General features: G+C 62.3%; 22 protein-coding genes. 7 read left to right on the forward strand and 15 right to left on the reverse strand.

Annotation, left to right across the window (positions count from 1 at the left end):
• Nucleotides 1-8: 8 nt before the first annotated feature.
• A complete protein-coding gene (algB, locus tag ACNQPL_RS05140; protein WP_346612829.1) occupies nucleotides 9-1,355 on the reverse strand; it encodes a sigma-54-dependent response regulator transcription factor AlgB in 1,347 nt (448 codons plus the stop codon).
• A gap of 210 nt (nucleotides 1,356-1,565) precedes the next feature.
• On the opposite strand from algB, the gene ACNQPL_RS05145 reads away from it, so the two are divergent.
• The 6 genes from ACNQPL_RS05145 to ACNQPL_RS05170 all read left to right on the forward strand — a co-directional run bounded on the left by ACNQPL_RS05145 (nucleotide 1,566) and on the right by ACNQPL_RS05170 (nucleotide 7,067).
• Nucleotides 1,566-2,387, forward strand: coding sequence for a BON domain-containing protein (locus ACNQPL_RS05145; RefSeq protein WP_346612830.1), 822 nt, complete (start codon nucleotides 1,566-1,568; stop codon nucleotides 2,385-2,387).
• Between the two features lie 177 nt (nucleotides 2,388-2,564).
• Nucleotides 2,565-2,849 (forward strand): hypothetical protein, encoded by a 285-nt coding sequence (locus ACNQPL_RS05150; protein WP_346612831.1) that lies wholly within the window; start codon nucleotides 2,565-2,567, stop codon nucleotides 2,847-2,849.
• A gap of 44 nt (nucleotides 2,850-2,893) precedes the next feature.
• Complete coding sequence (locus ACNQPL_RS05155; protein WP_003252966.1) at nucleotides 2,894-3,055, forward strand: DUF1328 domain-containing protein; 162 nt, start codon at nucleotides 2,894-2,896, stop codon at nucleotides 3,053-3,055.
• Nucleotides 3,056-3,057: 2 nt separating this feature from the next.
• A complete protein-coding gene (locus tag ACNQPL_RS05160) occupies nucleotides 3,058-3,528 on the forward strand; it encodes an inhibitor of vertebrate lysozyme family protein (RefSeq protein WP_346612832.1) in 471 nt (156 codons plus the stop codon).
• A 734-nt stretch (nucleotides 3,529-4,262) separates the two neighbouring features.
• On the forward strand, nucleotides 4,263-5,591 hold the full coding sequence (gene gltP / locus ACNQPL_RS05165) for a glutamate/aspartate:proton symporter GltP (protein WP_346612833.1): 1,329 nt from the start codon (nucleotides 4,263-4,265) through the stop codon (nucleotides 5,589-5,591).
• A gap of 246 nt (nucleotides 5,592-5,837) precedes the next feature.
• A complete protein-coding gene (locus ACNQPL_RS05170) occupies nucleotides 5,838-7,067 on the forward strand; it encodes a nucleoside recognition domain-containing protein (RefSeq protein WP_346612834.1) in 1,230 nt (409 codons plus the stop codon).
• On the opposite strand, the gene ACNQPL_RS05175 is transcribed toward ACNQPL_RS05170, so the two are convergent.
• The 9 genes from ACNQPL_RS05175 to ACNQPL_RS05215 all read right to left on the reverse strand — a co-directional run bounded on the left by ACNQPL_RS05175 (nucleotide 7,049) and on the right by ACNQPL_RS05215 (nucleotide 17,290).
• A complete protein-coding gene (locus tag ACNQPL_RS05175) occupies nucleotides 7,049-7,672 on the reverse strand; it encodes an ABC-type transport auxiliary lipoprotein family protein (protein ID WP_416466145.1) in 624 nt (207 codons plus the stop codon). The two genes, ACNQPL_RS05170 and ACNQPL_RS05175, sit on opposite strands and share 19 nt — an antisense overlap.
• Nucleotides 7,669-8,607 (reverse strand): MlaD family protein, encoded by a 939-nt coding sequence (locus ACNQPL_RS05180; protein WP_346612836.1) that lies wholly within the window; start codon nucleotides 8,605-8,607, stop codon nucleotides 7,669-7,671. The genes ACNQPL_RS05175 and ACNQPL_RS05180 overlap by 4 nt, the downstream gene beginning before the upstream one ends.
• 3 nt (nucleotides 8,608-8,610) lie before the next feature.
• Nucleotides 8,611-9,402 (reverse strand): ABC transporter ATP-binding protein, encoded by a 792-nt coding sequence (locus ACNQPL_RS05185; RefSeq protein ID WP_346612837.1) that lies wholly within the window; start codon nucleotides 9,400-9,402, stop codon nucleotides 8,611-8,613.
• Nucleotides 9,399-10,532: an MlaE family lipid ABC transporter permease subunit gene (locus ACNQPL_RS05190; RefSeq protein WP_346612838.1), complete on the reverse strand. Its 1,134-nt coding sequence runs from the start codon at nucleotides 10,530-10,532 to the stop codon at nucleotides 9,399-9,401. The genes ACNQPL_RS05185 and ACNQPL_RS05190 overlap by 4 nt, the downstream gene beginning before the upstream one ends.
• 109 nt (nucleotides 10,533-10,641) lie before the next feature.
• A complete protein-coding gene (locus ACNQPL_RS05195; protein WP_346612839.1) occupies nucleotides 10,642-11,664 on the reverse strand; it encodes a DUF5924 family protein in 1,023 nt (340 codons plus the stop codon).
• Between the two features lie 153 nt (nucleotides 11,665-11,817).
• Nucleotides 11,818-13,224 (reverse strand): pitrilysin family protein, encoded by a 1,407-nt coding sequence (locus tag ACNQPL_RS05200; protein WP_346612840.1) that lies wholly within the window; start codon nucleotides 13,222-13,224, stop codon nucleotides 11,818-11,820.
• A 30-nt stretch (nucleotides 13,225-13,254) separates the two neighbouring features.
• Nucleotides 13,255-14,913: a Na/Pi cotransporter family protein gene (locus tag ACNQPL_RS05205; protein ID WP_416466146.1), complete on the reverse strand. Its 1,659-nt coding sequence runs from the start codon at nucleotides 14,911-14,913 to the stop codon at nucleotides 13,255-13,257.
• Between the two features lie 227 nt (nucleotides 14,914-15,140).
• A complete protein-coding gene (locus ACNQPL_RS05210) occupies nucleotides 15,141-15,911 on the reverse strand; it encodes a TerC family protein (RefSeq protein WP_346612842.1) in 771 nt (256 codons plus the stop codon).
• 71 nt (nucleotides 15,912-15,982) lie between these two features.
• Nucleotides 15,983-17,290, reverse strand: coding sequence for a CitMHS family transporter (locus ACNQPL_RS05215; RefSeq protein ID WP_346612843.1), 1,308 nt, complete (start codon nucleotides 17,288-17,290; stop codon nucleotides 15,983-15,985).
• Between the two features lie 266 nt (nucleotides 17,291-17,556).
• Between ACNQPL_RS05215 and ACNQPL_RS05220 the strand changes: the two genes are divergently transcribed.
• Nucleotides 17,557-17,958, forward strand: coding sequence for a GFA family protein (locus tag ACNQPL_RS05220; protein ID WP_346612844.1), 402 nt, complete (start codon nucleotides 17,557-17,559; stop codon nucleotides 17,956-17,958).
• A gap of 61 nt (nucleotides 17,959-18,019) precedes the next feature.
• On the opposite strand, the gene ACNQPL_RS05225 is transcribed toward ACNQPL_RS05220, so the two are convergent.
• The 5 genes from ACNQPL_RS05225 to ACNQPL_RS05245 all read right to left on the reverse strand — a co-directional run bounded on the left by ACNQPL_RS05225 (nucleotide 18,020) and on the right by ACNQPL_RS05245 (nucleotide 21,547).
• On the reverse strand, nucleotides 18,020-19,978 hold the full coding sequence (locus tag ACNQPL_RS05225; protein ID WP_346612845.1) for a DUF4105 domain-containing protein: 1,959 nt from the start codon (nucleotides 19,976-19,978) through the stop codon (nucleotides 18,020-18,022).
• Nucleotides 19,975-20,295 (reverse strand): DUF2388 domain-containing protein, encoded by a 321-nt coding sequence (locus tag ACNQPL_RS05230; protein ID WP_346612846.1) that lies wholly within the window; start codon nucleotides 20,293-20,295, stop codon nucleotides 19,975-19,977. Before ACNQPL_RS05230 ends, ACNQPL_RS05225 begins: the two co-directional genes overlap by 4 nt.
• 35 nt (nucleotides 20,296-20,330) lie before the next feature.
• A complete protein-coding gene (locus ACNQPL_RS05235) occupies nucleotides 20,331-20,624 on the reverse strand; it encodes a DUF2388 domain-containing protein (protein ID WP_346612847.1) in 294 nt (97 codons plus the stop codon).
• A 90-nt stretch (nucleotides 20,625-20,714) separates the two neighbouring features.
• Complete coding sequence (locus ACNQPL_RS05240) at nucleotides 20,715-21,032, reverse strand: DUF2388 domain-containing protein (RefSeq protein ID WP_346612848.1); 318 nt, start codon at nucleotides 21,030-21,032, stop codon at nucleotides 20,715-20,717.
• 299 nt (nucleotides 21,033-21,331) lie between these two features.
• Nucleotides 21,332-21,547, reverse strand: coding sequence for a DUF1127 domain-containing protein (locus ACNQPL_RS05245; protein ID WP_023378057.1), 216 nt, complete (start codon nucleotides 21,545-21,547; stop codon nucleotides 21,332-21,334).
• Nucleotides 21,548-21,729 lie beyond the last annotated feature (182 nt).

Below are 21,729 nucleotides of genomic sequence, written 5' to 3' on the forward strand. Positions count from 1 at the left end.
TTGCAATCTCATAGGTTGTACTGCTTACGCTTGCGATACAGGGTCGAGGCATCGATGCCCAGGGTCTTGGCAGCCTGGTCGAGGGTGTCGCTGGCAGCCAGTACCGCTCCGATGTGGGCGCGCTCCAGCTCATCCAGGCTCAGCGCCGCACCGACGCGAGGTGCATTGCCAGCCGGTTGCTCGCCCATGCCCAGGTGGCTGATTTCTACGCGTTCCTGCGGGCAGATGATGCTGGCGCGCTCGACCACGTTGCGCAGCTCACGGATATTGCCCGGCCAGCGGTAATTGAGCAGCGCGGCGCGGGCTTCTTCGCTGAACCCTCGGGCCGGCCGGGAGTACTCCTTGACGAAGCGTGCCAGGAAGCGGTCGGCCAAGGTCAGGATGTCTTCACTGCGCTCGCGCAGTGGTGGCAGGTGCAAGGTGATGACGTTGAGGCGGTACAGCAGGTCTTCCCGGAAGCGGCTTTCGCGGACCATCTCTTCGAGGTTGAGGTTGGTCGCCGCGAGGATGCGCACATCGGCGCGGCGGGTCACCGGGTCGCCTACCCGCTCGTACTCTTTATCCTGGATGAAACGAAGCAACTTGGGTTGCAGGGCCAGGGGGAAGTCGCCGATTTCGTCGAGGAACAGCGTGCCGCCGTCGGCCTGGCTGACGCGGCCCAGCGTACTCTCACTGGCACCGGTAAAGGCGCCGCGTGTGTGGCCGAACAGCTCGCTCTCCATCAGTTCGGCATTCAGCGATGGGCAGTTGATGGTCACGCAGGCCTTGCGCGCGCGCTTGCTCCAGCTGTGAATGGCGCGGGCCAGTTCGCCTTTACCGGTACCCGACTCGCCGAGGATGAGGATGTTGGCGTCGGTGGTCGCCACCTGGCGCGCGGTTTCCAGCACGACCATCATCGCCGGGCTGTGCGAGTCGAGGCCGTCCTTGGGCTTGCGTACTTCACCCTCCAGGGCTTCAAGGCGGGCAGACAGCTGGCGCACCTCCAGCTGTTTGGCGGTGGCCAGGCGAAGCTGGTCGGGGCTGCAGGGCTTGACCAGGTAATCGGCGGCGCCGGCCTGGATGGCATCGACCGCAGTATCGATCGCCGAGTGGGCGGTGACGATCACTACCCGCATCCACGGCGCCTGGATGCGCATCTGCGCCAGGACGTCCAGGCCATTGTCCTCGCCCAGGCGCAGGTCGAGGAAGCACAGGTCGAACACCTGGCGCTGCAGCAAGGCTTCGGCCTGCGCGGCGCTGTTGGCCGTGGCTACGCTGTAGCCTTCGTCCTCGAGGCAATAACGGAAGGTGCGCAGGATCGCGGACTCGTCATCCACCAGCAGAATGCGGCCTTGATTGTCCTGGGCTGATTCCATTTGCTGCGCTCCTTTAGGAAAGATCTTCATTTAGTGTGGGAAAAATCGGGCAAGTTGCATGGTCAATTCTGAAGGATTCTGTCCTTTGCATGCTAGCCAATGGCCAAATACCGCCGTGAACCCGTGATATCTCGATGATTTTGTTAGAGCGATGGGGTGGCACATTGGTTGCGAGGATTTTCAGATTTTGCCTACAAAAGGAGTGCAGTCATGCCCTTTTTCACCCGAACGGCTGTATTGACGGCCAGCCTGCTGTCCATTTGCGCACCCGCTTTCGCCGACCCGGTCCAGGACGCCCGCCTGGAAGGCTCCCTGCAAACAGCGCTGTCACTCAACCGCATGCTCAACCCCTTTCGTATCGAGGTGCAGGTGGATGGGCAGCGGGCCCGGCTGACGGGCGAGGTCGAGAATGAAGTCGAGCGCCAGTTGGCCGAGCATGTGGCTCAGGCTACCCGGGGCATCGAGCAGGTCGACAACCAGTTGCGGGTCAATGCGGGGCTGGTCGAGCGCCCGCTTGAGCTTCGTGCTTACGCACAGCGGCTGGAGGACGCGACCCTGGCTGCCGTTATCCGCGCACGCTTGCTGTGGAGCCGCATCACCGAAAAAGCGGCCATCGAGGTCCAGAGCAGTGAAGGTGTGGTGACCTTGCGCGGCAAGGTCGACAGCCCCGAAGCCAAGGAGCTTGCGGGCGTGGTGGCGCGTACCACCGATGGTGTGCACCTGGTCAACAACCTTGTCAGCCTGGACACCGCGGCCATGGCCAAGGCGCGGGAAAACCCGGTCGGTGCGCCATCGGGGCCGCAGCCGAGTGACAGCTGGGTCGTCGACAAGATCCAGAACAGCTTCCGCTTCAGCCGCAATCTCGATGGCCTGAATATCAAGGTGGCCAGCGCCGACGGCATGGTCCGGCTATCGGGCGAGGTGGTCAGTAGTGAGCAGAAAACCATTGCGACGGAGATCGCTCGGCAGATCATCGGCGTACGGGGTGTAGACGCCGATCTGCTCAAGGTTGCGACCAAGGTGGAAGGCTGAGTCGTGCAATTCGCACGACGCCAGGGAGGGCATCGTGCAGGATACGTCCTCCAGTGCCATCTGCTCATTACATAAGTCCCTGATATATAAGGGTTTTATTGAATATCAAAGGCTGGCACGCAGGCTGCAATTACCTGTTCAGGTTTGAATAGAAAAATTACAGCAGGAGAAGCCGGCATGAACCGCCAATCCGTCAACCGTTCGCAGATCGCCGCACTGCCCCTGCGCCAGTTCCTTTTGATTGGAATGGCGCTGCTGCTGACTTTGGCCGCAGGCCTTTTTTATTACAGCTGGCAGACCGCGCGACTGGCTGATCAGGTTGCAGCGCAGACCGCGCTGCTGACGCAGATCCAGGCGACCCGTGCCAATACATTGGTGAAAGCAGCCCAACCGCTGCCTTCGGCCAACACCTCGCCGGCCACCGTTGAAAACGTCGTGCCTCAGCAACGCTGGGTGTTCTAGGACGCTGTGACCGGATCTATTTCAAAAAAGAAAGGAGAAGCATCATGCTGAGTTGGGCTATCACTTTCCTCATCATCGCCATTGTCGCCGCCGTTCTGGGCTTCGGTGGTATCGCTGGCGCCGCTACGGGTATCGCGAAGATCCTGTTCATTGTCTTCCTGGTCCTGTTCGTAGCCTCCTTCTTCTTTGGACGTGGTCGAGGTTGAAGATGAGCAGGAAGCTTTGCAAAGCCGTGGCTGCCGCCCTGCTGTTGGGTGGCAGCGCAGCGGCGATGGCGGCCAATGACGGCCAGGTTCGAGTCGACCAGTTGCTCGGCTCGGACCCGGAGTACCGGGAAACATGGCAGGACGCGATCAAAGGCGAGGAACGCCTGCCCGACTGGGTGATCAATCTGACTGGCAGTGCCCAGGAGCAGATGTCGGCAGTGACCGAGGATGGCGACAAGTATCTGGTAGGTCCGCTGTGCGAGGCCCAGGACAAGTGCACATACAAACGCCTTATCGTGGCGTTCAGTTGGGACAAGGATGATGCTTACGGGATGCTCGTCGAGGTACCCGAAGGCCTGCCGAGTGACAAGTCGCCAACCCGCCACGCGCAATACCGTTGGCTGGGTGAGCCTGATGATGGCATGAAGGCCATGTTGCAGGAGCAACTCAAGCGCGACCCGAAGTGGTACTGACCTTCAAGGACGAACGGTCGCGCACTGTCACGTAATAGAAGCGGAACCTTTCTATATTTCTCGCTTCTATGATGCGCCGCCTCGAGGAGGGGTGGCACATGACCAAGGGGTCGGGCTGTTCTGATTGTTACAGGATCGGAGTGGCCTAGGGGTACAGGGAGTGCCTCCAGCAATGGGCCGGGTCAGGAAAGGCAAAATCGGAAGTTTCAGGTCAGGCGTATGTTTCATACGTAACCGGGCCTGGCTTCCGAGGTGCCATCTCGCATTACCATCCCACCTTTCAGGTTTTTCCTCTTGAGACACATTTTGTCTCGACCGTACATCAAATTTTTTTCGTCCAATCCGGCTATCGCGCAAGCGGCATTTCAGCCATTCGGATTGTCGAACAAGCCATCCCGAGACCCTTTCGAGCACTGCCAAATCTGCCTGAAAATGGCGCTTTGCTCTTGTTCGGGATTCCGAACGTTATAAATCAATGACTTGCAGCTGCCTCATTTTGACGCAGATCAGTATGCGTAATCGGTATGGGGTATACGCTTCCGGCATTAGATTTCATCCTTTGCCATCGCAATAGTTGCCGCCTTTTCGCTGGCCCGAGCGCCTTGTCGCTCGCTCGCGGTGTCCTTACATGAGGTCTCCGGACGGAAGCTCCTAGCTGCCCGCGGCGTTGCCAACGGCTCTGTTATGCGTTTTTCCGGTCGGTGCCCGTGACCACTAGAACAAAGGGTAAAGACATGAAGAAGGCAAAACTGAGCCTCGCCTGGCAGATCGTTATCGGTCTGGTCCTGGGCGTTGCAATCGGCGCGCTGCTGAACCACTTCAGTGCGGAAAAGGCCTGGTGGATCAGTAACGTCCTCCAACCCGCCGGTGACATCTTCATTCGCCTGATCAAGATGATCGTCGTCCCGATCGTGATTTCGTCGCTGATCGTGGGCATCGCCGGGGTTGGCGACGCGAAGAAACTGGGCAGCATCGGCCTGAAGACCATCCTCTACTTCGAGGTGGTGACCACCATCGCCATCGTCGTCGGCCTGGTGTTGGCCAACCTGTTCCACCCAGGCGCCGGCATCGACATGAGCACCCTGGGCACCGTCGACATCTCCAAATACCAGGCGACTGCCGCCGAAGTGCAGCATGAGCATGCGTTCATCGAGACCCTGCTCAACCTGATCCCGTCCAACATCTTCGCGGCGTTGATGCGTGGCGAAATGCTGCCGATCATCTTCTTCTCGGTACTGTTCGGCCTGGGCCTGTCGAGCCTGCAGGCAGACCTGCGCGAGCCGCTGGTGCGTACCTTCCAGGGCGTGTCGGAGACCATGTTCAAGGTCACCCACATGATCATGAACTACGCCCCGATCGGCGTGTTCGCCCTGATCGCGGTAACCGTTGCCAACTTCGGCTTCAGCTCGCTGCTGCCGTTGGCCAAGCTGGTGCTACTGGTGTACTTCGCCATCGCCTTCTTCGCCTTCATGGTGCTGGGCCTGGTGGCGCGCCTGTTCGGCTTCTCGGTGATCAAGATCATGCGCATCATGAAAGATGAGCTGATCCTCGCCTACTCCACCTCCAGCTCCGAGACCGTGCTGCCGCGCGTGATCGAGAAGATGGAGAAGTACGGTGCGCCGAAGTCGATCTGCTCGTTCGTGGTACCGACCGGTTACTCGTTCAACCTCGACGGCTCGACGCTGTACCAGAGCATCGCGGCGATCTTCATCGCCCAGCTGTATGGCATCGACCTGTCCTGGAGCCAGCAACTGCTGCTGGTGCTGACCCTGATGGTGACCTCCAAGGGGATCGCCGGTGTGCCGGGCGTATCGTTCGTGGTCCTGCTGGCGACCCTGGGCAGCGTAGGCATCCCGCTGGAAGGCCTGGCGTTCATCGCCGGTGTCGACCGTATCATGGACATGGCGCGTACCGCGCTGAACGTGATCGGCAATGCCCTGGCAGCGCTGGTAATCGCTCGTTGGGAAGGCATGTACGACGCCGCCAAGGGCGAGCAGTACTACGCCTCGCTGATGGCGGACAAGAAGGAAGCAGCCGTGGTAGGCGAAACCGCCAAGCGCTGAACCTGATGTGTTGAACAGAGAGCCCCGACTTGTCGGGGCTTTTTGTTGTCTGTATGGGCCTCATCGCCGGCAAGCCGGCTCCCACAGGTACCCTACTGCCCGAGGGCAGTGCAATAAGCCGGCTCCCACAGCTACCCCACGGAGCCTCAGGGCAGTGCAACAACTGTGGGAGCCGGCTTGCCGGCGATGAGGCCGGTACAGGCTAAACCGGTTATCATTCAGCCACTTTTCAGGGGGAACAATCGGATGCTCAACGGCCTTTGGCTCGGCTTTTTCCTGGTGGCGGCCGTCTCTGCCCTGGCCCAATGGCTGGTGGGTGGCAACGCTGGCATCTTCGCCGCGATGGTCGAGAGTATCTTCGCCATGGCCAAGCTCTCGGTAGAGGTCATGGTCCTGCTGTTCGGTACCTTGACGCTGTGGCTGGGCTTTCTCAAGATCGCCGAGAAGGCCGGCATCGTCGAATGGCTGGCCAAAGCCCTGGGCCCCCTGTTCGCCCGGCTGATGCCAGAAGTGCCGCCCGGCCACCCGGCGCTGGGCCTGATCACCATGAACTTCGCTGCCAACGGCCTGGGCCTGGACAACGCCGCCACGCCGATCGGCCTCAAGGCGATGCGGGCGCTGCAGGAGCTCAACCCCAGCAGCACCACCGCCAGCAATGCGCAGATTCTCTTCCTGGTACTCAATGCCTCATCGCTGACCCTGCTGCCGGTGACCATCTTCATGTACCGCGCCCAGCAAGGCGCCACCGACCCGACGCTGGTGTTCCTGCCGATTCTGCTGGCTACCAGCGTTTCGACCCTGGTCGGCCTGCTGTCGGTGGCGGTGATGCAGCGCCTGCGCCTGTGGGACCCGGTGGTGTTGGCCTACATGATCCCTGGCGCTCTGCTGCTGGGCGGCTTCATGGCCTTCCTGGGAACCCTGTCGGCCGCGGCGCTGGCCAGCCTGTCGTCGATCCTGGGCAACCTCACGCTGTTCGGGGTGATCATCCTGTTCCTGGTGATCGGCGCGCTGAAACGGGTGAAGGTGTATGAAGCCTTTGTCGAGGGGGCCAAGGAAGGCTTTGACGTGGCCAAGAGCCTGTTGCCCTACCTGGTGGCGATGCTGGTGGCGGTCGGCGTACTGCGTGCCTCCGGCGCCCTTGAGCTGGCGCTGGACGGTATTCGCCACGCGGTCAACTGGATGGGCATGGACACCCGCTTCGTAGAGGGCCTGCCGACCGCGTTGGTCAAGCCGTTCTCTGGCAGCGCCGCCCGGGCGATGTTGATCGAGACCATGCAGACCCACGGCGTGGACAGCTTCCCGGCGCTGGTGGCAGCGACCATCCAGGGCAGCACCGAAACCACCTTCTACGTGCTGGCCGTGTACTTCGGTGCTGTCGGCATCCAGCGCGTGCGCCACGCGGTAGGCTGTGCGCTGCTGGCCGAATTGTCCGGGGTGATCGCGGCGATCTTCGTCTGCTACTGGTTCTTCGCCTGAGCCTGAACGCTCTGCGCCACGGTCCAGTTCACCACCTGCCCGGCCAGTTGATCGCTGGCCGCGCCAAAGCCGGCTACTACGGCTGACACCTGGGTATCGGCCAACGGCTGGCGCACCTCGAAGCGTTTGCTGGCAAGGATGCGCTGGCTCCGGCCCTGGACCAGCCGCGCGTCATAGCGGATCACCACTTCCACCGCGCCGCCGGCTCGGTACTCACTCTGGAACGCCTGCAGCTCGCCGGCCAGCTCATAGTCGGCCTGCAGGTTGCTGTCGTCGGCGCTCAGCCGCTGTACGCGGCCGTCACGCTGGAAACCATCGAGCAGGCGGTTGCGCACCAGCAGTGGCACCGGGTCGCTCCAGCGCGCGCCTTTGTAGCTGCTGAGCACATCGCCCTGGGGGATCACCGCAATGCGCGGCCCAGCCAGCGTTTCGCTGGCCAGAGGCTTGTTCAGGCGCAGCGACCAGTCTACAGGGGTGGCGCTGTGGCTGGCCTGGTTGACCGGCAGGCGATAGATATCCACAGGCTCGCTTTGCGGCAGGATCGAGCAGGCACTGGTCAGGCTCAGCGCGGCCGCCAAGGCCAGCAGGCGCAGCGACAGGTTCATGGCTGGAACTCCTTGTTGTTGTCACGGCCGAGCAAGTAGCCGCTCGGGTCAGCCTCCAGGCGCCGGGAAATGCCTTTGAGCGAATTGAGCGTTTCGCGCAGTTCACGGATTGCCGGTGTCAGCTGGTTGAGGCCTTGCGCGCCATCGTCGATGGACTGGCGGTTATCGTTGAGCAGGCTGTTGATGGTTGCGGTGCTGGCCGCCAGCGATTGCATGGCCTGTTCGGCGCTGCCAATGGCCTGCTTGCCCTGAGTGCCAAGCAAGCCGTTGGCGTTGCGCATCAGTGCCTGGGTTTCGGCCAATGTGGCGTTGGCCTGTTTACCGACCAGGCCCAGCTGTTCGATGGCCTCGGAAATACCGCCCTTCTGGTTGGCGAAGGCACCGGTGGTTTGCTCGAGGTTGGCCAGGGTGTTGCTCAACCGGTCGATATTGCTCTCCGAGAACATCTGGTTGGCGTTGTGCAGCAGCAGGTTGATGTTGGTGACCAGGTCGCTGCTGTCGTTGAGCAGGCGCGAGATCGGTGACGGCGAAGCGACGATCACCGGCAGCTTGCCGTCTTTGCCCTTGAGCTCGGGGCTTTGTGGCGTGCCGCCGCTGAGCTGGATGAACGAGTTGCCGGTCACCCCGGCCAAGGTCAGCTTGGCCTGGGTGTCTTCCTTGACCGGTGTGTCGCCGCTCAGGCGCACCCGCGCCAGCACCCGGCGCGGGTCCTTGGGGTCCAGCCGCAGGGTGGAGACGTCGCCCACCTTGATACCGTTGTATTGCACCGGGCTGCCACGGGACAGGCCCGAGACGGCTTCGTTGAAGACCACTTCGTAATCCTTGAAGGCATCGTCGACGCTGGACTTGGCCAGCCACAGGCCGAACAGCATGGCGCCAACCACCACCAGTACGGTGACCAGGCCGATAAGTACGTGATGAGCTCGGGTTTCCATTGTTCAGCGCTCCTGCCTGGCACTGGCGGCGGCGTGTTCGGCTGCGCGCCCGCGTGGGCCGTGAAAGTATTCGTGAATCCACGGGTCGTTGGTCTGTTCGACCTCGGCCAGGGGGCCGGCCACCAGCACCTTCTTCTGCGACAGCACCGCGATGCGATCGGTGATGGTGTACAGGGTGTCCAGGTCGTGGGTGATGAGAAACACGCTCAGGCCCAAGGCATCGCGCAGGGTGAGGATCAGTTGGTCGAAGGCCGCAGCGCCGATCGGGTCGAGGCCGGCGGTGGGTTCGTCGAGGAACAGGATGTCCGGGTCCAGGGCCAGCGCCCGGGCCAGCGCAGCGCGCTTGATCATGCCGCCGGACAACGACGAAGGGTATTTATCGGCGGCGGAAATCGGCAGGCCGGCCAGGGCCAGCTTTACCCCGGCCAGGTGTTCTGCATCGGCGCGCGACAGGCCGGCATGTTCGATCAGCGGCAGTGCCACGTTTTCGGTAACGGTCAGCGAGGAGAACAACGCACCCTTCTGGAACAGCACGCCAAAACGCCGCTCGACCAGCGAACGCTGTTCCTCGCGCAGGCCGGCCAGGTCTTCGCCGAACACCTTGATCTGCCCTTCATTCGGCCGACGCAGGCCGATGATGCTGCGCAGCAGCACTGATTTGCCGCTGCCCGAGCCGCCGACCACGGCGAGGATTTCGCCACGGTACAGGTCCAGGTCCAGGTTCTCGTGCACGCTCTGGCTACCGAAACGGTTGCAGATGCCTCGCGCCTCGATCACTGCTTCCCGGCCATTCACCAGCCCATCTCCATGCAGAACAGCGCAGCCACCGCATCCAGCACGATGACCACGAAAATCGACTGGACCACGCTGGATGTGGTGTGCGCGCCGACCGATTCTGCGCTGCCGCTGACCTTGAAGCCCTCAAGGCAGCCGATGGAGGCGATCAGAAAGGCGAAGAACGGTGCCTTGGCCAGGCCGACGATGAAGTGCTGCACGCCGATGTCGCTTTGCAGCAGCGACAGGAACATCGCCGGCGAAATATCCAGTGTCAGCGCGCAGACCACGGCGCCGCCAACGATGCCGCAGATCATCGCGACGAAGGTCAGCAGCGGCAGGGAAATCAGCAGTGCCAGCACCCGCGGTACCACCAGCAGTTCGATCGGGTTCAGGCCCAAGGTGCGGATGGCGTCGATTTCCTCGTTGGCCTTCATCGAGCCTATCTGCGCCGTGAAGGCGCTGGCTGTACGGCCGGCCATGAGGATGGCCGTCAGCAACACGGCGAATTCACGCAAAAACGAAAACGCCACCAGGTCGACGGTGAACACGGTCGCGCCGAAGTCCGCCAAGACCGTGGCGCCGAGGAAGGCAACCACAGCGCCCACCAGAAACGTCAGCAACGCCACGATCGGCGCGGCATCCAGGCCCGTCTGTTCGATATGCGAGACGACTGGCGTCAGCCGCCAACGGTGTGGCTGCAGGGCGCGGCGCAGCAGGGTTTCGAGGATCAGACCGACGAAGCCGAGCAGCTGCAGGGTGTCTTGCCACAGGGTGTTGACGGCGCGGCCGATACGTTCGAGCAGCAGAAGCAGCACAGGCCTCTCTGGCTGTTTGACCGGGATGCAGTAGTCCTGCACCGAGCAGTAGACGTTCTTGAGCAAGGCGCGGCTGGCGTCGGGCAAATCGTTGGTGCAGTGCGACAGGCGTTCGGAGCCGAGCAGTTCAGCCAGCAGCGAGGCGCCGGCAGTGTCCAGGCGGCCCAGCTGGCTGAGGTCGGCGACGGCGTCGGCGCCATATTGCGTGCGCAGGCGTTCGCTGTCGCGCTTGAGGTTGGCGTAATGGGCCAGGGTCCAGTCACCGGCAATGCGCAGGCAGGCTGGTTGGCTGCTGGTGTCCAGGGTGGCGCTGGGGGTGGTCATAGGCTCCATGCATCTGACTGCGCGCGTTGGCGTAGAGGCTGATCATAGCGCAGCAGGCATGGCGGGGTTTGTTGAAAATGTGCTGAATGATCGGGGCCGCCTTGCGGCCCCTTTTACCTCACTTGGCCGCTGCGTCGTCGATCACTTTGAAGCGCAGCACGCCGATTACCTGGCCGTCCTCGGTCAGTACCCGCACCTGCCATTTACCCACAGGGTTGGGCGGGAAGTTCTGTTTGTGGGTCCAGGCCCGGTACCCCTCTTTGCGCCCGCCGTGGATATCCAGGGCGATACGGTCGACTTCCTGCCCGTCTTTCTGCCACACGTGGTAAATGCGCTCGTTGAGGCCACGCGGTGCGTTGATGGCGGTGTAGGCATAGAGGCCGCTGCTGCGGATACGGCTGGCGGCAATTTCGTCCAGTGACTCGCCGGGTTGGCGGTTCAACACCTCGGTACTGACTGCCACCTCGGTCATCCACAACGTGGCCGGTGGTACCCATGAGCGCATCAGCCAACCGCCTCCGCCGACTGCCAGGGTCACCAGTACCAGCGCCACGCCGCGGCGCCAGGTGTTGATCGGGAAGCTGCTGGCCAGGCTTGGGAACGACAGCGCCATGGCGGCAATCAATGCCAGCTTGAAGCTTTGCGCTGTGGTCAGGTGCAGAATGATCGGCAGCGCGGTGAGCAGTGCGGCGAATAACGTCAGGGTATGCAGCGCGAGGAACAGCCAGCGCCGTGGGGCCAGCCATTTGTAGTACAGCGGGTCGACGATCGAAACCAGCCCGGCGGCAGCCAGCAGACCGGTGAACACCAGTTGCCCACTGTTCCAGGTGGTGGTGATGAAAAAGAACGGCAGAACGAAGAACAGACTTTCCTGGTGGATCATCTGTGTTGCATAGCGCAGCAGCGGCTGGGGGATCTCGCGTTTGAAAGTGCGGGCGAACAGGCCGGTGAGGGTGTTCTCCAGCATCAGCCAGATCCAGCTGACCAGCATGAGAATGGCGACCCAACTGGCGAGGCTGGCCTGGCGGTCGACCAGGATGAAGCTGCCGATACCGGAAAGGAAGCCGCCGAGCGCGATAACGCCGGGGTAGCGTTTGAGCAGCTCGATGACGCGCTGGACGAAATGGGGGATTGGGGGCATGGGTCTGCAACAGGCTAAAGAGGTGGCTGTGCCGGCCCCTTCGCGGGCAAGCCCGCTCCCACAGGCGCTGCACTGCTCTGAAGGCTGGTGCACTACCTGTGGGAGCGGGCTTACCCGCGAAAGGGCCGGTACCGGCGAAAGGATACCGCTGAATCACCGCTCCCGTGTAGCACCGCTCGGTGGTTGAGGGGTATGGCGCCGCCGACCCAACAGCCCGGCAGCCAGAATCACACCCACGACCAGAGCAATCAGCCCATACAGCTCGTCGTACCCCAGCAAGGGCTTCTCGATGCGCAGATAGCCTTCATCCTTGAGCAGTTCCTTCAAGGCATCGTTGGCCTGCTCCAGGCTGACCTGGCGCAGTTGCCGCGCGGGGTCGGTAAAGCGGCCGTTGCTGTAGTTGTTGAGCGCCCCCCAGTAGTAGTCGGCCAGCGCGCTGTTGCCCTGGGTGCCCCAGCTTTCCTTGGCCACGGCGGCTTCCTTGATGCGGGCGAAGGTATCCGCATCGAGGCCTTCCTTGCGCAAGTGGTCGAACAGCTGCTGCATCACCTTGACCGCCGCGTCGATATCGTCGCGCTCAAGGTCGGCATTGAGGCTGAGCATGCCGCTGTCGCCGAAGCTCTCGCGCTGCACCGAAGGCCCATAGGACAAGCCGTTGCGCAGCCGCAGCTGGTCGTAAAGGGCCCAGTCCAGGTAGCGCGAAAGCAGGTCGAGGGTCGGTTGGTGGTCGTTGTCCAGTACCGGTTCGATGAACAGCCAATGCAGTTTGACACTGTCACCCAGCACGCCGCGGGTCAGGTCGCGACGCTGCTCGGCCTGCTGGCTGATGCTTTCGAGGTTGCGGCGCTCCTCCGGCTCGGTGGCGGGCAGCTCGCCGAAGGTGCGGTCGAGGTAGGCCGGCAACAGGCGATCGAGGCCGCCGACCATGATCAGGGTCATGTTGTTGGCGGCGTACCAGCGATCACGCAGCGTCTGCACCTGTTCCAGCGTCATGTCGTCGAGGTTGGAGCGTTCCGGGCATTTCAAGCCCAGCTCGGTGGCCAGTTGGTCGCTGGCGGGGTGACCGATGTCCTGGCGGTCCAGCCAACGCTGCAGGTGGCCGTAGTGGCCGCCGTCCTCGCGCTCGATGATGCGCTTGGCCGTGGCCAGCGACTTGGCGTCGATGCGGGTGTCGCGGATCACTGCCAGCAGCAGGTCGAGCACCTTGCGCTGGTTACGCGCCGGGGCTTCGATGACGAATGTGGTGTCGGCGCTGCTGGTATAGGCATTCCACTCGCCGCCCAGGGCTTGCAGGCGTTCTTCCAGGCCGCCCTCGCCCGTTTCGTCGATGCCACTGAACAGCAGGTGCTCGAGCAGGTGCGGCAGCTCTTTCTGTTCGCACTCGAAGTCGTCCAGGCCCACGCCGACTACCAGGCGTATCGCCACATGGTCCCGTTCGTAGCCGGATTTGAGGATGACCTGCAGGCCATTGGGCAACAGGTAGCCTTCGACCCGCGAGCGATCGAGGGCATGTGAGGGCAGGCTGCAGATCAGTAGGCAAACGAATATCAGGCAACGCATGGGCGAGCTTGGGTCTCCAGGTGTGCGAGATCAGGGCTGGCGAGCTTCATCCGGTGCAGTGTCGAGCATCAGCCCACCGGTGTCAGACCCTCCTAGTACCACATAGGCACTGCTGCAGAACAAAGAGTTCAACCGCTTCATGTCGGCGATCAGCCCCAAGTGTAGCGAACTCGTTTCGATACTTTGCACTACCTTGCGCTGCAAACGGCTGACGTGGGCGTGGGCCAGGCGCCTTTCCTGCGCACGGAAACGGCGTTTTTCACGCAGGAGCAAGTGTGCGCTTTGCGGGTCGGCACTGAGGAATACCGACAGGCCCAGGCGTAAATTGGACAGCAGTTGCTCTTGCAGGCCAGTGAGTTCTTCCAGGCCGACCTGGGAAAACTCCCGGCGCTGGCTGGTCTTCTGCTGCTGCACCTTGCGCAGCATGCGCTCGATCAGGTCGCAGGCGAGCTTCAGGTTGATTGCCAGTTCGATGATTTCGGCCCAGCGCCGGTTGTCCTGGTCACTGAGGTCTTCCCGTGGCATCTGCGCCAGGTACAGTTTGATGGCGCTGTACAGGGCTTCGGCGTCCTCGCCCAGTGCGCGCACCTGCTGAGGCAGCGCCGTCTGGGTGCCACGCAGGGCACTGAGCATGGCTTCGAGCAGGCTGTCGACGATATCGCCCAGGCGCAGGGTTTCGCGCGCGGCGTTGGCCAGGGCCAGGCTGGGCGTGGTCAGCGCCGAGGCATCGAGGTGGCGGGGCCGTACCTGGCCGTTACCGTTCTCGCGCTCCGGCAGCAAGGTGTTGCACAGGCGGCCCATGGGTTTGACCGTGGGCAGCATGATCAGGCAGCGCAGCGTGTTGTAGAGCAGGTGGAAGCCGATCACCAGTTCCTGTGGGCTGAAACTCAGCGAGTCCATCCAGTCCACCAATGGGTGCAGCACCGGGATGATCAGCAGCAGGCCGATCAGCTTGTACAGCAGGCTGCCCAGCGCCACACGTCGGCCTGCAGCGTTCTGCATGCTGGTGCTGATGAAGGCCAGCAACCCGCTGCCGATGTTGGCGCCGACCACCAGGCCGATGGCCACGGGCAGGCTGATCACTTCGGCACCGGCCAGGGTTGCGGTCAGCAGCACCGCTGCCAGGCTGGAATACGAGACCATGGCGAACAGCGCGCCGACCAGCGCATCGAGCAGGATGTCCCCGGTGAGCGAGGCGAACAGCACTTTCATGCCTTGGGCATGGGTGATTGGTGTGGCGGCCTGCACGATCAGCTGCAGCGCCAGGATGATCAGGCCCAGGCCGATGCCCACCCGGCCCAGTTGACCCGCGCGAGTCTGCTTGCGCGACAGAAAGAAAATAACGCCCAGGAATACCAGCAGGGGCGACAGCCAGGACAGGTCGAGGGTCAGCACCCTGGCCATCAGCGCGGTACCCACATCGGCGCCCAGCATGATCGCCAAGGCCGGGGTCATGGCCATCAGCCCCTGGCCGACGAATGAGGTGACCAGCATGGCGGTGGCGTTGCTGCTCTGCACCACGGCGGTGACCACGATACCGGCGATGAAAGCCAGCGGCCGGCGGTCCATGTTCTGGCTCAGCACCCGACGCAGGTCGGAGCCGAACACCCGCAGGATGCCGGTACGAACAATGTGCGTGCCCCACACCAGCAAGGCGACCGCGGAGAGCAGGTTGAGCAGTGTCAGCATGGTGTAGCCCCCCTTTCTGATTCGGGCTTCAGAAGCGAAGCCAATGGGTGGAGCGGTAAGCCTGGCCCGGGGGTGGGTGGTTTTAATCCAGTGCTTACTCAAGCTGTAGTTGTTTTGCGCAGCTCACGCCAGCTTGGCATGCCCGGCAAGCATTTGAAACATATCTGTCATGAAACCCTGGACATGAAAAAGGGCCCCGAAGGGCCCTTTCGCTGCGCTCCAGGTGCTTATTGACCCGGAATGTCCTTGCGCAGTTTCACGGCGTCCTGGTCCTTGCCGCGTTTGCGCGCCATGGCGGTGCGCATACGGATGTTGATGGCTTCCACCCCCAGCGAGAACGCCATGGCGAAGTAGACGTAGCCCTTCGGCACATGCACATCGAAAGATTCGGCGATCAACACCGTACCCACGACGATCAGGAACGAAAGCGCAAGCATCTTCAGCGAAGGATGCTTGTCGATGAAGTTGCTGATGGCACCGGCGCACAGCATCATCACCAGCACTGCAACGACGATCGCGGCGATCATCACCGGCACGTGCGAGACCATGCCCACTGCGGTGATCACCGAGTCCAGGGAGAACACGATGTCGATGATGGCGATCTGGATGATGGTGTAGAGGAACTTGCCGCCCGCACCTTTCGGCTCGTCCGCGCTTTCGTCTTCGCCTTCCAGGCCGTGGTAGATCTCCTGCGAGCTTTTCCACAGCAGGAACAGGCCACCGAAGAACAGAATCAGGTCGCGGCCCGAAATGCCCTGGCCGAATACCACGAACAGGTCGGCGGTCAGGCGCATGACCCAGGTGATCGACAGCAGCAGCATGATGCGGGTGACCATGGCCAGGGCCAGGCCGAAGATCCGGGTGCGCGGCTGCATGTGCTTGGGCATGCGGCTGACCAGAATCGAGATCATGATGATGTTGTCGATACCGAGAACGATCTCAAGCGCAGTGAGGGTGAAAAAGGCAACCCAGATTTCCGGGCTGGTCAGCCATTCCATGTTTATTCCTTCGAACGATAAAGGCGAAACGCCCAGTCAAGGGCGTATCGCGGTTGGGTAATGCGGTTGTATTAAAGACTACTGAACAGCGGGAAAATGCCCATCAGCAATGCGGCGAGCATTATGCACATGCACACCAGTACTGCCCACTTGAGGGTGAAGCGCTGGTGGTCGCCGAATTCGATGCCGGCCAGTGCCACCAGCAGGTACGTCGAGGGTACCAGCGGGCTCAGCAGGTGTACCGGTTGCCCGACGATCGACGCACGGGCCATCTCCACCGGGCTGATGCCGTAGTGGCTGGCCGCTTCCGAAAGCACGGGCAACACGCCGTAGTAGAAGGCGTCGTTGGACATGAAGAAGGTGAACGGCATGCTCACGATCGCGGTAATCACTGCCAGGTAAGGGCCCAGCGCTTCAGGGATGACCGCCAGCAGGCTCTTGGACATGGCGTCGACCATGCCGGTGCCCGACAGGATGCCGGTGAAGATACCGGCGGCGAAGATCAGCCCGGTCACGGCCAGCACGCTACCGGCGTGAGCGGCGATGCGGTCCTTCTGCTGCTGCAGGCACGGGTAGTTGACGATCATGGCGATACTGAAGGCAATCATGAACAGCACCGGCAGTGGCAGCAGGCCGGCGATCAGCGCAACCATGAGTACTGCAGTCAGGGCGCCGTTGAACCACAGCAGCTTCGGCCGGCGGGCGTCGGGGAACTGCGAGACGGTGATGTCGCTGTGGTCGATGTCGTCGGTAGGCAGGTGCAGCTCGCCCAGCCGCGCACGTTCACGCTTGCCGTACATATAGGCGATGGCAAGGATCGCCAGCACGCCAAAAGCCATGGCCGGGATCATCGGCACGAAAATGTCGGACGGGTCGACGTGCAAGGCGCTGGCGGCGCGGGCAGTCGGGCCACCCCAAGGCGTCATGTTCATGACCCCGCCGGCGAGAATGATCAAGCCGGCCATGATCCGCGGGCTCATGCCCAGGCGGCTGTACAACGGCAGCATGGCGGCGCAGCAGATCATGTAGGTGGTGGCGCCGTCGCCGTCGAGCGAGACCACCAGGGCCAGTACGGCAGTGCCGACCGAGACTTTCAGCGGGTCACCCTTGACCAGCTTGAGGATCTTGCGCACGGCCGGGTCGAACAGGCCCGAGTCGATCATCAAGGCAAAGTAGAGGATGGCGAACATCAACATCACGCCGGTGGGCGCGAGCTTGCTGATGCCTTCGAGCATCATTGGGCCGATCTTGGCGGAAAAACCACCGAAGAGGGCGAACAGGATCGGTATCAGGATCAATGCGATCAAGGCCGACAGGCGCTTGGTCATGATCAGGTACATGAAGGTGATGACCATGGCAAAGCCGAGGAAGGTCAGCATGGCAATACTCCAGGCGTGGCGCGGCGAAAGGAAAGTCGATTCGGGCGGATCAGCGCGTCAGGCGCTGCGCGGGGAGCAAGCGGAGGGGCACTGCGAAAAGGCGGGCACAGGAATACATCAGAATCACCATTGTTGTTGTTGATTGGGCCGGGCGCGGAATAACCGGGTGCCCTGGCTGACCGGTCTTGTGCCGGTAGTGGGGGCTATCCTAGGGGCGTAAGCTTTCAGCCAGCTTTCGCCGGAAAAAGGGCGACAGGAGGTAGGTGATGCCAGCTGTAACCGAAGGGGGCTGCCATTGCGGCGCCTTGCGCTATCGCTTGAAGGGCGAACTCACGGATGTCGCCCATTGCCACTGCTCGATCTGCCGGCGGGTCAGTGGCGGCCTGGTGGTGACGTGGCTCACCCTGCCCCGCGCAGGCTTTCAGTGGTTGGCGGGCAGGCCGCAGTGCTATGTGGCGCCGGCCAGCTGCAAGCGCTACTTCTGCGGGGAATGCGGGGCGCATGTGGCATTGGTGACCGAACACAGCCCGGGGAGTATCGATGTGACCGTGGCGACGCTGGACCACCCGGAGCGGGTGCGGGCGCAGCGGCACATATGGACAGGGAGCCGCTTGCCTTGGCTACACCTGGATGAGCATTTGCCTGGGGAAGCAGAGGAAAGCCTTTGAGCCGCGGGTTGTCTTCACTGGCCATTTCGCGGGTGAACCCGCGAAATGGCCAGTGAAGCGTTCAGGGCAACTGCAGGCCCCCTGCCGCTTTGTGCAGCGCCCGCAGATGTACGCCAATCTGCTTCACGTTGGCTTCCACCGCGGCAATTTCCTTGGCCCGCGACGGCTCAAGCAGCGCCCTCACCTCTTTGTCCAGGTCGGTGCTCAACCGCAGCAGCTGTGCCTGCCGCTCACTGCTGACCTTCTCCAGGTGCTTGCGCTCATCGGGCTGTGGCAGGCCATAGCCCTTGGCTTCCAGCAGCTCGGCCGGGCGGCTGAGGAAGCCACTGTTGGCAAGCATCTGCTTCAGGGTCTGGTCGGCCTTGCTGATGCTGCCATCTTTCAGCGCAGCGGCATTCAGGTAGCGCTGCTTCACTTCGTCCTGGGCCAGCAGCAACTGCCGGCGCAGGCTGGCCTGTTCGAGCAGCAGCAAGGCGGCACTGGTGCGCAAGTCGGCTTGCGAGAACCAGCCGCGACGTTGCTCGGCATCCAGGGCCAGCCAGTCCTCGACCTTGTCCTGTTTGACGGGCAGTTGCTTCCTCAGCACATCGAACATGGCCTGATAGCGGTCACGGTAGGAGTCGAAACGGTAACCCAGGCGCAAGGCTTCACGCGGGTCATCAAGCACACTGGTATCGGCCAGCCCCCTGCCCTTCAGCACCGCGAGCAAGCCGTTGGGCATGATGCTGTCGAGGTCATTCAAGCGCGGATTGGCGGTGCCGCTGCGCAGCAGTTTCAGCGACTCAACGGCACAGTTATTGGATAGGAACCAGTAGTTACCGTCATAGGTCCAGTGCATCTCGGCAGCCTGGCGCACCAGGTTTTCGGTTTCTTCACGGTTGAGCTTCAGCGGTACCGAGGCCAGGCTGCGCAACTCGGTCTTGGTGTACTCGTCGATCACCTGGGCAAGTGGCAGCACGAACAGCCGCGACGGATAGGCGCCCACCAGGCCATCCCAGCTCGACAGCTGAACGTCGTTGACGAAGGCGCGGTATGACAACACCAGATGCTGATCGAGGTCCAGGCGGCAGTCGGGCCCGCGGGGGCGACCCGGTTTGCAGATCACCAGGCGCAGCATGCTGTGGCCCCATCGGCTGACCAGGTTCTGGTTGGCCTCGGCCAGCAGGAAGTCCACCTGGTAAACCCGCTCCGGGTCGATTTCACCCAACGGCTGGCGAGCGAAGTCGCTGCCGGCGTTGAGGAATGGCAAACCTTTGGCACACCGGTCTTGCTGTGGTGCCCAGCCGAAGTGCTGTGTCAGGTATTGGTTGAGGGCTGGTCGCCGGCAACCGTAGCTCGGGTCGAGGAGGAAATACTCCATGTTGACCGCGATGTATTCCTTGGGGCTGCTCAGCTCATAGCTGTCGGGGCTGCGGAGGAACTGGCCGTTATGCTGTTCTCGTTCGCCGCGGCGGCCGACGTATTGCGGCCAACCGGCAAGGTCAAGCAGGCGTGGGTCGTCGCTGAGGGTGAAGCGGCGCTCTGGCTGGCTGCGGCATTCCTCGGGCAGGCCGATCTTGCCCAGTGTGCCTTGCTGGCGCTTGCAACGAGCGATCAGCGCGCGTTCGGCGCTGGGCCAGAGCCGGGCGCGGTCGTATATGTGGGTGAGCTCGTGCAGGACGGTAGCCAGCAGTTCTTCACGCACCGTGCCATGCGGGCGATCGGTGCGCTCAAGCGCGGCGCTGCCGTCGGTGAGGCTGGGCAGCAGGCGACGGTTGAGCTCAAGGGTCGAAACCAACGATGCCTGGCCGTAGGCATCGGCTGGCATCTTGTCGCTCCAGCTGACCAGTACGCGTCGGTTGAGCTGTTGCTTGAAGCGGGGGGGAAGCTTGCCCAGCGCCTCATCCAGCAGTGCTTGAGTCGCCTGGACCTGTTGCGGGGCGAGGCCGTGTGCCTGCAGGTCGAGCTGCAGGTCAGCCAGGGCGGGCGTGCCCAGCAGCGTCATGGCGCAGCCGAGCAGCCAGGCACGCACGCGGTTCACAGCGCCAGAATGGCTTCGGCCAATACCTGATCGCTCGCGCCGCGCGCTTCGGGTACCCGATCGCGCAGGGTATTGAAGGCTGCTTCCAGCTGGGCGCCACGGATATCACCGTTGCTGGCCACGAAGCTGGCGGCATCGTCATGGGCTTCGCGCACAACTTTGGAGTCGCGGATGGAAGTGGTGGTGTCAGAGGTGAAATCGATCGAGCGGCCAAAGGCGCGCACGATGATATTGCTGGTTGCCACCAGAGTTTGTGCGTGGGCCAGGTCGGCCAGCAGCAGCATGCCGAGGGTAGCGGCGATCAGCGGTTTACGCATGGAGCATCTCCGGGAATACAGGGAGTCAGATGTTGTCATTGGACGAGAATTGCTTCTGCCAGTTCAAGGTCACCGACAGAGTGATGAGCACAGTTGTGACGCAGCACGTTGAGCGCTGCTTCCAGGCGTGCGCCGCGAATCGCACCGTCACTGGCGACAAAGGCCGCGGCATCGTCGCGAGCTTGCCTGACCAGCTTGCGGTCGAAGGGTGCGGTCGTGACCTGGCTGGTGACATAGCCAGTGATGACCAGGCCTTGCGTGGTGGTGTCCATGGCATGGGCAGTGCCCATGGCGACTACGGAGAACAGCAACGGCAACAGATAACGCATGGGCTTTCTTAATGCAGGAACAGGGGCGGCGAAGGCGGGCGAGCAAGCGCCGGCCGGTGGGGCTGGCGCTTGTGTTCTACAGCCTGTGAATCAGAGCGCCAGGATGGCCTGGGCCAGCTGTGCATCGCTGGCCTGCAGGGCCGGCGTGGTCGAGCGGATGTGCAGGAACGCGCTTTCCAGCTGGGCACCGCGAATCGCGCCCTCGCTGCCAACGTAGCTGGCGGCGTCGTCGCGGGCGGCCTGAACGATCTTGTCGTCGCGGAACGACGAGGACAGGTCGGATGTGGCGTCGGTGGTGGCAGCAACGGCACGCACTACGGCGTCGGTCGTGACGACGAAACTGCTGGCGTTCGCGGCGCCGGCCAGGCCTAGCAGCAGGGCTGCGCCAATCAGGTGTTTACGGGACATGGTCGGGGACTCCTGGAAAAGGATCGGTGCTTATCGGACGCTCACGGGGTTCGTCACGGTACCTTTGAACATCTGGTTTCTACCAGACTGTAGAGTCAAGCGTATCACGCGGCGGTATTTCCGGATGTTAATGAACGGTGCGCAAGCAAACTGTTTTGGTTAAATTTGATTTTTATCAAACTGTACCTGTGACCACGCCGATGGCTCTGCCTTGGGGCCTGGGCAATAAAAAACCCGCTGCAGTCTCCTGCAACGGGTTTGGGAATTCGCGGTGCCGGGCAAAGCCGGCGAACCGGGGCTTAGCGCCAGAAAGGCTTGCTCAGCTCTTCGTAACGTTGCGATTCGCTGATACCGGCGTCGGCGAGCAGGCGGGCATCCAGGCGAGCCAATTGACGGCGGCTGGCCATGCGACGCTGCCAGAGCAGCAGGGTGGAGAGCGCGCGCAGTGGCAGCGAAGCGTTGGATTGCTGAGCGTTGTTTTCGAAGACCAGACCGGAACTGAGGGTACGTTCCATGATGTTTCATCCTTCCGCTTATGGCGGGATTAGGTAGTGATTTAACTGATGCCAATGATCCTCCTCTGTTGTCCAGAACAGTAGATACAGTTGATTGGTAATGCGATGGCCCAGTTAACTGTTTATAGCGACTGTTGCACTCGAAACGAACGTAACTGTACCGGTCCGCACTAAATTAGTGC

This window comes from Pseudomonas sp. LFS044, from assembly GCF_047978245.1.
Classification (GTDB): Bacteria; Pseudomonadota; Gammaproteobacteria; order Pseudomonadales; family Pseudomonadaceae; genus Aquipseudomonas.